This is a genomic window from Variovorax gracilis (assembly GCF_030317115.1).
Taxonomy (GTDB): Bacteria; Pseudomonadota; Gammaproteobacteria; order Burkholderiales; family Burkholderiaceae_C; genus Variovorax; species Variovorax gracilis.
Genome location: NZ_JASZYF010000049.1, coordinates 19,204 through 27,846 on the forward strand (window position 1 = coordinate 19,204; position 8,643 = coordinate 27,846).

The following is an 8,643-nucleotide window of genomic DNA, read 5'->3' on the forward strand; positions in this document are numbered from 1 at the left end:
GGCGCTCCTGGGTCCGTCTAGCCGGGTGAGCAGCGAGTTGGAGCTAGCGCTGATTCTGGGGGCGAATGCCCGCGCCTGTGCTGCGCTGACATTGTCCCGTTACCAACGTAACGATTTCCGACCATATCGACCACGGAAGAGGTGCCCACTCCTGCAGTCAAGGCTTTACCTACGGGAAACCCTCATGTGCAGCGATGATCACTACGATTTCATCATCATCGGCAGCGGGGCCGGCGGCGGCACGCTCGCCCTCAAGCTGGCTCCTTCCGGCAAGCGAATTCTCATCCTCGAACGCGGCGACTATCTGCCGCGCGAGAAGCAGAACTGGGATCCGACCGAAGTCTTCGTGAAGAACCGCTACGTGTCGAAGGACACGTGGTATGACTCGGACGGCAAGCCGTTCCAGCCGGGCGTCCATTACTTCGTCGGCGGCGCGACCAAGATGTTCGGCGCTGCGATGTTTCGCTTGCGCGAGAGGGATTTCACGGCGCACCGCACTGCCGACGGCTCGACGCCCGACTGGCCGATTCGGTACGACGATTTCGAGCCGTTCTACACGCAGGCAGAAGCGCTCTACCACGTCCATGGTCAGCGCGGCGATGACCCCACCGATCCGCCAGCCAGTGCACCCTACGCATTTCCCCCCGTGAGCCACGAGCCGCGTGTGCAGGAGATCGCCGATGGCTTGAAGCGCGCGGGTTATCGGCCGGCGTACGCGCCGACGGGCATCCTGCTCGACGAGGCGGATCGTCCCCACAGCCAATGCATACGCTGCAATTCCTGCGACGGCTACCCGTGCCTCGTCCACGCGAAGGCGGACGCTGAAGTCATCGCCGTGCGGCCCGCGTTGCAGTACCCGAACGTGACGCTGAAGAGAGACGCTCATGTCCAACGCCTCGAAACGGACGCCAGCGGACGCACGGTTACCCAGGTGATCGTGCATCGTGCTGGGCAGCGCGAGGCGTACACCGGAAGCCTCATTGTCGTGTCCTGCGGCGCGGCCAACTCCGCACGGCTGTTGCTCATGTCGGCGAATCAAAAACATCCGCGCGGGCTGGCGAACGGTTCGGATATGGTGGGTCGCCACTTCATGTTTCACAACGCGGTCGCGCTGGTCGCCCTGTCCCGGAACGAGAACCTGACGCAGTTCCAGAAGACGCTCACGATCAATGACTTCTATTTCGGCGCGCCGGACTACGAGTTTCCGCTCGGCAACATCCAGATGCTCGGCAAGTCCCAGGGACCGATGTTCAAGGAAGACGCGCCACGGTTCGCGCCCGGCTTCACGTTGGATCAGATGGCCCGACACGCTGTGGATTTCTGGCTCACGAGCGAAGACTTGCCGCTTCCCCAGAATCGCGTGTCCCTGAATTCTGGAGGTGAAATCCAACTCCACTACGAGTTCACAAACGTGGAGCCGATCAATCGCCTGCAAAGGAAATTGCAGTCGATGCTCGAGCACATGGACATGCATCCTCACCTCATTCCGAACAACCTCTACATGGGAAAGCACATTCCCATCGCCGGCGTCGCTCACCAGGCCGGCACCTGCCGGTTCGGCATCGACCCGGCAACCTCCGTCCTCGACGTCAACTGCAAGGCGCACGAGCTCGACAACCTGTACGTCGTGGACACGAGCTTTTTTCCAAGCATCGGGGCGGTGAATCCGTCGTTGACCGCCATCGCGAACGCCTTGCGCGTCGGCGAGCACCTGCTGCACCGCGTCCAATGACAAATTACCCGCTCGCACGGCGCCGAGAAATCGCGGCCGTGTACGGTGCCGGCTTGATTCAGGGCGTGGCGTTGGTCACGTTTCCGGCGGCGAGCGTCGTCTTCACCAGCGCCACGGGCTACGGTTTGTCGAGAACGGAATACGGCGGCATGTTCGTGCCCCAGGCGGTGACGGCCATCGGATCCTCCCTGCTGGGCGCCGGCTTGGCACGACGCCTCGGCGCCAAGCGCATCTTCTTGATCGGCCTCGTTGCGAATCTGGCGTCGATGGCGATGCTCGTTCTGAGCCGGTTCGCGATGAGCGAGCACGCGGTGGCTTACGTCGTCCTGCTCGTCGCCACCGGCTGCCTCGGCGTCGGTTTCGGGTTCACGGTGCCGACGCTCAACACGTTCGCCGCCGCCTTCTTTCCACAGAAGGTGGACAAGGCCGTGTTGGCGCTGAACGCCCTGCTGGGGTCAGGCACTGCGCTGGCGCCGATTCTTGTCGCGGTGTTCGTCGGTCTGGGCATCTGGTGGGGACTGCCGGTGCTGGCTGGCGCGCTGATCCTGGGGCTGCTCCTGTTCAGTGCGCGCTTGCCGCTCAGTCCGGATGCGCAGGCGGACGGCGCCGGGGTCATGGGCGGGCGGACGAAGCTTCCTTCTCGGCTCTGGGTGTTCGCCGGATTCGCGCTCTTGTACGGTGTCTGCGAAACGATGAACGGCAACTGGGCTTCGCTCTACATGACGAAGGAACTGGGCGCAAGTGCGACGCAGGCCTCGCTCGCCCTCACCGTGTTCTGGGGCATGGTGACGGCTGGGCGCGTGCTCTTTGCCCTCGTCGGGAAATGGTTGCCCGAGCGCGCCGTCTTCCAGGTCCTGCCGTTGCTCGTGGCCGCTGGCTTTGTCGTCCTGGCCTTCCTGCAGCCGAGCCAGCCGCTCTTCGGCATCCCGGCCTTTGCCCTCGCAGGCTTCGGTTGTTCGGCGTTGCTGCCGCTGGTCATCAGCTTCGGTCAGGCGGAACTCAAGGCCATCGCCGCATCGATGGCCGGGGGATTGATCGCGTCCTACCAGATCGGGTACGGGATCGCGGCCTTTGGCGTCGGCCCTCTGGAGTCACGGTTGGGATTGAGTCTGGGCACGATCTATGGAGCGACCACCGGCGTCGCGCTGGCGCTCGTCGTGCTTGCTGCGCTCATCGCCCGCCGCCCAGCGCGACTGGTCACGGAAGTACCGTGCGCGCCGATTCAAAGTCCGAAGCGGACCTCAACCATCAATCATCCCGGAGATCAAGCATGAACTTGAAAGGCAAGGTGGCCATCGTCACCGGCGGCAACAGCGGCATCGGTCTCGCCATCGTGCTGGAACTCGCCAAGCAAGGGGCCAACGTCGTCATCGACTATGTCGTTCATCCCGAAGCGACCGAAGCGACGGAGCGGCAAGTCCTCGCATTGGGTGACCAGGCGATCGGGGTACAAGCCGATGTGAGCAAGGTCGCCGACCTGCAAAGGCTGATCGCCACTGCCGTCAAGAGGTTCCGCCGCGTCGATGTCATGGTCAACAACGCCGGGGTCGAGACACGCACCTCCGTGCTCGATACGAGCGAAGCGGATTACGACAAGGTGCTCGCCATCAATCTCAAGAGCGCATTCTTCGGCACCCAGTTCGCCGCGCAGCAAATGATCAAGCAGGGCGGCGGCGGGCGCATTCTTGAAGAGGACCGCCTTGCCCTCCATCACCGGCTTCGACGCCAATGCGCCGATGTCGCCGAGCCCGAGCACGGCCGTGCCGTTCGAGATGACCGCGACCAGGTTGCCACGTGCGGTGTACTTGAAGGCCGTGCTCGGGTCACGCACGATCTCCTCGCACGGCGCGGCGACGCCTGGCGAGTAGGCGAGCGAGAGGTCCCTTTGGTTGAAGAGAGGCTTCATTGCGGCGATGGCAAGCTTTCCCGCGGGCGCATGCGAGTGATAGTTGAGCGCAGCCTGGCGGAAATTTGAAGTTTGTAGGTGAGGACATGGCAGTAGAGAAAATCAGATGTGCAATGGGATGTTCATGAAGCGTCGATGACCACGGGCCCGGGCTTGGGCAGCCGAGCCTTCCCGCGCATCGGCGTCTTGTCGCCCGTCACCTCGCGCCACATCACCTCATCGAAGGCACCCTCCCATTTGGCGACAGCAATCGTTGCCAGGCCATTCCCGACCAGGTTGGTGATGGCCCGCGCCTCGTTGAGGAAGCGATCGACGCCCAGGAGCAGCACCAGTCCGGTGACGGGGATGGTGTGCATGCTGCCCAGCGTGGCGGCCAGCGTCACGAACCCCGCGCCGGCGACGCCTGCCGAACCCTTCGACGTCAGCATGAGAACACCCAGGATCACCAACTGCTGTGACCAGCTCAGGTCGATGTTGGTTGCTTGCGCCACGAAGAGCGCTCCGATGGTCAGATAGATCGCCGTGCCGTCGGGGTTGAAGGTGTAGCCTGCCGGCAGCACCATGCCGACCACAGTCTTTTCGCACCCGGCGCGTTCAAGCTTCTTCATCATCTGGGGGAGCACCGATTCCGTGGGTGCCGTCCCGAAGGTGATGAGCAGCTCCTCCCGGATGTAGCGCAGGTAGGAAAAGAGGGAGATGCGGCAGATTCGTGCAACCGTGCCGAGCACGACCACGATGAACAGTACGCAGGTTCCATACACCGCAAGAATGAGCATGCCGTAGGAGGCTAGCGAGCCCACGCCGTACTTGCCGATGGTGAAGGCGATGGCACCGAAGGCACCGATCGGCGCGAGGACCATCACCATCTTCACGATGCCGAACATGCCGTTCAGACCCAGGTCGAGCATGTCGATGAGAGGCTTCGCTCGGGCACCCATCTTCGACAAGGCGCAACCGAAGAGGACGGCAAAGAAGAGGATCTGGAGCACGTTGCCATTGGCGAAGGACCCGACGATCGTCCTCGGAATGACGTTCATGATGAAGTCGACGGCGCCGGCGTGCTGGGTTTCCGCGACGCTGGTGTAGGCCGAGATCGACTTGCCGTCGAGCGTCGCCGGGTCGACGTTCATGCCGGCGCCCGGCTTCAGGATGTTCACCACCAGCAGGCCCACGACCAAAGCGATCGACGAGAGAATCTCGAAGTAGAGAAGTGCCTTGGCGCCCACCTTGCCAACTTCCTTCAGGTCGCCCATGCGAGCGATTCCCACGACGATGGTGGCGAAGATGACTGGGGCCAGCAGCATCTTGATCAGCTTGATGAATCCGTCGCCGAGCGGCTTCATGTCGGCGCCCACTGTGGGGTAGAAATGCCCCAGTGCAACGCCGAGCAGAATGCCGATCAGAACCTGTTTATCGAGCCGGCGATACCAGGGCTCTTTCTTGGAACTCGTCGAACTGGTCATGATGTTGTCTCCTTGCCTGTAATGGCTTCCGACTGCCACGGTCGGATACGTTGGCTTGATGGCGGGGTTCTCGAAGGACATGTGGGCAGGGCCGCTGCATGGATGGCGTGACGAAATTTGGGCGCACGCCTGCTCGTCGTCGCGCCCACCGAGCCCGACGCTGTTGTCGCAGCAGGAGAAGGAAGGCGCGCGCTCTATCGGCCCGCTGCCCTCTTCACGTCAGTCGGCGTATTCGCCGGCGTCCTTGATCACTTTGGCCCAGCGCGTCTTCTCAGACTCGACGAACTTCCGGTGGCTGGCCGGATCGAGCCGCTCGTCAGTGACCACCGTGAGGCCAAGCGCTTCTTCACGCTTGATCAGTTCGGGATCCTTCAAGGCCACGCGCAACGCCGCGTTGAGCTTCGCGAGCACCGCCGGCGGCGTGCCCTTCGGCGCGTATAGCCCATGCCACACCTGAACGTTGAAGTCCTTCAACCCGGCCTCGGACAGCGTCGGCGCATCCTTCAGCGCGGGCAGCGGCAGCCGCTGCAGACTGGTGATGCCGTAGACCTTGACCTTCTTGCCCTCGATCTGCGGCACGGCATTGACCGCCTGCTCGCACATGAGGTCGACTTGCCCGCCGATCAGGTCGGTCATCGCCGGAGCGGTGCCCTTGTAGGGCACGGGCGTCATGGTGGTCTTCAACGCGCTCTGGAACATCAGTCCGCACAGATGCGAGGCTGAACCGAGCCCCGCGTTGGCGAGGTTCACCTTGGCGCCGTTGGCGGTGATCCACTGGCGGAGTTCAGCGAAGTTGTTGGCCGCAAGCCCTGGCTTGGCGATCAGCACCGAGGGCGCCTCGTTGATGAGGCCCAAGGTTTCGAAGTCCTCCGGCACCTTGTAGCTGAGCTTGCGGTAGAGCGCCGGCGCCGTCGCCATGCCGATGTGACTCACCAGCAGCGTGTAGCCATCGGGCGCCGCCCGGGCCACCTTGGCCGCGCCGATCGTGCCGCCAGCGCCGATGGTGTTGTCGATGATGACGGTCTGCCCGAGGGGCTTGCGCAGCGCCTCGGCCAGGTCGCGCGCAATCTTGTCGGTCGGACCGCCGGCCGCGAAGGGCACGACGATGGTGACGGGCTTGTCCGGGTAGTCCGCGCAAGCCAGGGTGGCGGACCCGGCCAGGGCCAGGCCGGCGACGCTGCGCCAAAAGTGTTTCATGTCTTGTCTCCGTTGTGGTTCGATGCTGCGTCAGGCTGAGAGCGCCTGCATCTCGCGATACAGGTCCGCCTTGCCTTCGAAGCCGATGCCGGGCAGGTCGGGCAGCGTGACGAAGCTGTTCTCGACCTTCACGCCATCGGGGAAGCCACCGAAGGGCTGGAACAGGTCCGGGTACGACTCGTTGCCGCCCAATCCGAGGCCGGCCGCGATGTTGAGCGACATCTGGTGGCCGCCGTGCGGGATGCAGCGGCTGGCCGACCAGCCGTGTTCCTTGAGCATGTCGAGGGTGCGCAGGTACTCCACCAGGCCGTAGCTCAGTGCACAGTCGAACTGCAGCCAGTCGCGGTCCGGGCGCATGCCGCCGTAGCGGATCAGGTTGCGCGCGTCTTGCATCGAGAACAGATCCTCGCCAGTGGCCATCGGGTTCTTGTAGAAGTTGCGCAGCGCGGCCTGCAGTTCGAAGTCCAGCGGGTCACCCGGCTCTTCGTACCAGAACAGGTCGTACTGTGACAGGGCCTTGGCGTAGGCGATCGCTGTTTCGAGATCGAAGCGGCCGTTGGCGTCGACGCAGAGCTTCTGGCCGTCCTGCAGCACTTCCATGATCGAATCGATGCGGCGCAAGTCCTCGTCGAGCGAGGCGCCACCGATTTTCTTCTTGACCACGGTGTAGCCGCGGTCGATGTAGCTGCGCATCTCGTCCTGCAGCTTCTTGTGGTCCTGCCCGGGGTAGTAGTAGCCGCCGGCCGCATAGACGAAGATCTTGCGGTTCGGCTTGCCGTCGCCATAGCGGTCGGCCAGCAGTTGAAATAAGGGTTTACCCTCGATCTTTGCGACCGCATCCCAGATCGCCATGTCGATCGTGCCGATCGCCACCGAGCGCTCACCGTGGCCGCCAGGCTTCTCGTTGGTGAACATGGTGTTCCAGATCTTGTGCGGGTCGAGGTTGTCGACGGTGGCGTCCACCAGCGAGACCGGGTCAGCTTCGAGGATGCGGGGGATGAAGCGCTCGCGCATGAGCTTGCCCTGGCCATAGCGGCCGTTCGAATTGAAACCATAGCCGACCACCGGCTTGCCGTCGCGAATCACGTCCGTGATCACAGCGACCAGGCTCAGGGTCATCTTGCTAAAGTCGATGTAGGCGTTGCGGATGGGCGAGCTGATGGGGATGGTCTTCTCGCGGATTTCGACGATCTTCATGGTTGTCTCCGGGTGGGTTTGAAGGGGAGACTGAATGGTCGGCCACGCCGACTTTTTCGGCCAATGTTCAATTTCTCAACTTCTATGCGCTGGACGAACCGCAATGAATCTGATCTGGCTGGATGACTTCCTTGCGCTGGCGGCCACGGGGAATTTCTCCCGTGCGGCAGATGATCGCCACAGCTCGCAACCGGCCTTCAGCCGGCGCATTCGCGCGCTGGAGGAATGGATCGGAGCTGACCTGTTCGACCGCAGTTCGCAGCCAGCCACGCTGACCGAAGTCGGTGAGTGGTTCGCCGGCGTGGCGCAGGAATTGAACGCCAGGGTGGCGCGCGTGCCGGGCGACGCCAAGAAGATCGCCGAGGCAAGCTCGGTCACTTTGCGCATCGCGTCCACGCACGCACTCTCTTTCACATTCCTGCCGCGGTGGTTGCGAAGCCTCGAATCGCACACGACGCTCGGGCCGGTGCAGCTCAGGTCCGATGTGCTCGAGCGTTGCGAAGCACTGATGCTGCAGAGCAAGGTTCAGTTCGTGCTGAGTCACGCGCACGACAAGGCACACGGCGCGCTGGACGCGGAGCCCTACATATCGGTTCGGATTGGCGAGGACGTGCTGGTCGCTGTGTCGGCGCCAAACGAAGGAGGCAGCGCCCGCCACCAACTCGGGATAGGCGGCGGCGCGGTTCCCGTGCTCCAGTACACGGAGGAATCTGGATTGGGACGCATCACCCGCGCCGTTCTGGGGCGCAGGCTGGAATCGCTATCGGTACAAGTCGTCTTCACCGCGCACCTCGCCTCGGTTCTGCGGACGATGGCGCTCGATGGCAGGGGCATCGCGTGGCTGCCGCAGACGCTTGTAGAGGATGACATTGGCCAAGGACGCCTGGTCGCTGCAGCCAGTAGCGAGTGGGCCGTCCCGCTGGAAATCAGGCTCTACCGCGACAGCGAGCTTTTGGGGAAGGCTGCTAACGCCTTCTGGAATACGGCTGTTCGTGGCTGATCGGCGTCGAGCGCGCCTCGACAACCGCCGCTTCGCCCCTGCGGATTCAACCGGTCGATGCAACACACTGAGAACTGCATAGGCAGAAGGAGTGTTGCAGATGAAGTACCGAACGCGAACCTACTACACCGACAATCAGAAAGCCTTG

The 8,643-nt window shown here is 63.2% G+C and carries 6 protein-coding genes and 2 pseudogenes; 4 read left to right on the top strand and 4 right to left on the bottom strand.

All coding sequences use genetic code 11. The annotated features are described in order from the left end of the window. Positions 1-37 precede the first annotated feature (37 nt). The 3 genes and pseudogenes from QTH97_RS34705 to QTH97_RS34715 form a co-directional block, all read left to right on the top strand. A complete protein-coding gene (locus QTH97_RS34705; protein WP_286573173.1) occupies positions 38-1,732 on the top strand; it encodes a GMC oxidoreductase in 1,695 nt (564 codons plus the stop codon). Further along, entirely contained in the window at positions 1,729-3,006 is a 1,278-nt protein-coding gene (locus QTH97_RS34710; RefSeq protein WP_286573174.1) for an MFS transporter, read from the top strand. Before QTH97_RS34705 ends, QTH97_RS34710 begins: the two co-directional genes overlap by 4 nt. Then, positions 3,003-3,356: pseudogene (locus QTH97_RS34715) on the top strand (SDR family NAD(P)-dependent oxidoreductase); the annotation flags it as partial. The gene QTH97_RS34710 and the pseudogene QTH97_RS34715, both read left to right, overlap by 4 nt. Positions 3,357-3,389: 33 nt before the next feature. Here QTH97_RS34715 and QTH97_RS34720 read toward each other — a convergent pair. The 4 genes and pseudogenes from QTH97_RS34720 to QTH97_RS34735 form a co-directional block, all read right to left on the bottom strand. Beyond that, positions 3,390-3,731 (bottom strand): annotated as a pseudogene (locus tag QTH97_RS34720) (NADP-dependent malic enzyme); the annotation flags it as partial. A 29-nt stretch (positions 3,732-3,760) separates the two neighbouring features. After that, positions 3,761-5,101: a dicarboxylate/amino acid:cation symporter gene (locus QTH97_RS34725; protein WP_286573176.1), complete on the bottom strand. Its 1,341-nt coding sequence runs from the start codon at positions 5,099-5,101 to the stop codon at positions 3,761-3,763. A gap of 219 nt (positions 5,102-5,320) precedes the next feature. Next, complete coding sequence (locus QTH97_RS34730) at positions 5,321-6,298, bottom strand: tripartite tricarboxylate transporter substrate-binding protein (protein ID WP_286573177.1); 978 nt, start codon at positions 6,296-6,298, stop codon at positions 5,321-5,323. A gap of 30 nt (positions 6,299-6,328) precedes the next feature. Beyond that, the gene (locus QTH97_RS34735) at positions 6,329-7,495 is read right to left on the bottom strand and encodes a mandelate racemase/muconate lactonizing enzyme family protein (protein ID WP_286573178.1); all 1,167 of its coding nucleotides are present in this window, start codon (positions 7,493-7,495) and stop codon (positions 6,329-6,331) included. Positions 7,496-7,598: 103 nt separating this feature from the next. Between QTH97_RS34735 and QTH97_RS34740 the strand changes: the two genes are divergently transcribed. Continuing rightward, entirely contained in the window at positions 7,599-8,495 is an 897-nt protein-coding gene (locus QTH97_RS34740) for a LysR substrate-binding domain-containing protein (RefSeq protein ID WP_286573179.1), read from the top strand. Positions 8,496-8,643: the final 148 nt, after the last annotated feature.

Bases quoted from the DNA above. Each gene is read 5' to 3' on its own strand.
- QTH97_RS34710 (WP_286573174.1), top strand. From the start codon at position 1,729: ATGACAAATTACCCGCTCGCACGGCGCCGAGAAATCGCGGCCGTGTAC.
- QTH97_RS34725 (WP_286573176.1), bottom strand. From the start codon at position 5,101: ATGACCAGTTCGACGAGTTCCAAGAAAGAGCCCTGGTATCGCCGGCTC.
- QTH97_RS34730 (WP_286573177.1), bottom strand. From the start codon at position 6,298: ATGAAACACTTTTGGCGCAGCGTCGCCGGCCTGGCCCTGGCCGGGTCC.
- QTH97_RS34735 (WP_286573178.1), bottom strand. From the start codon at position 7,495: ATGAAGATCGTCGAAATCCGCGAGAAGACCATCCCCATCAGCTCGCCC.
- QTH97_RS34740 (WP_286573179.1), top strand. From the start codon at position 7,599: ATGAATCTGATCTGGCTGGATGACTTCCTTGCGCTGGCGGCCACGGGG.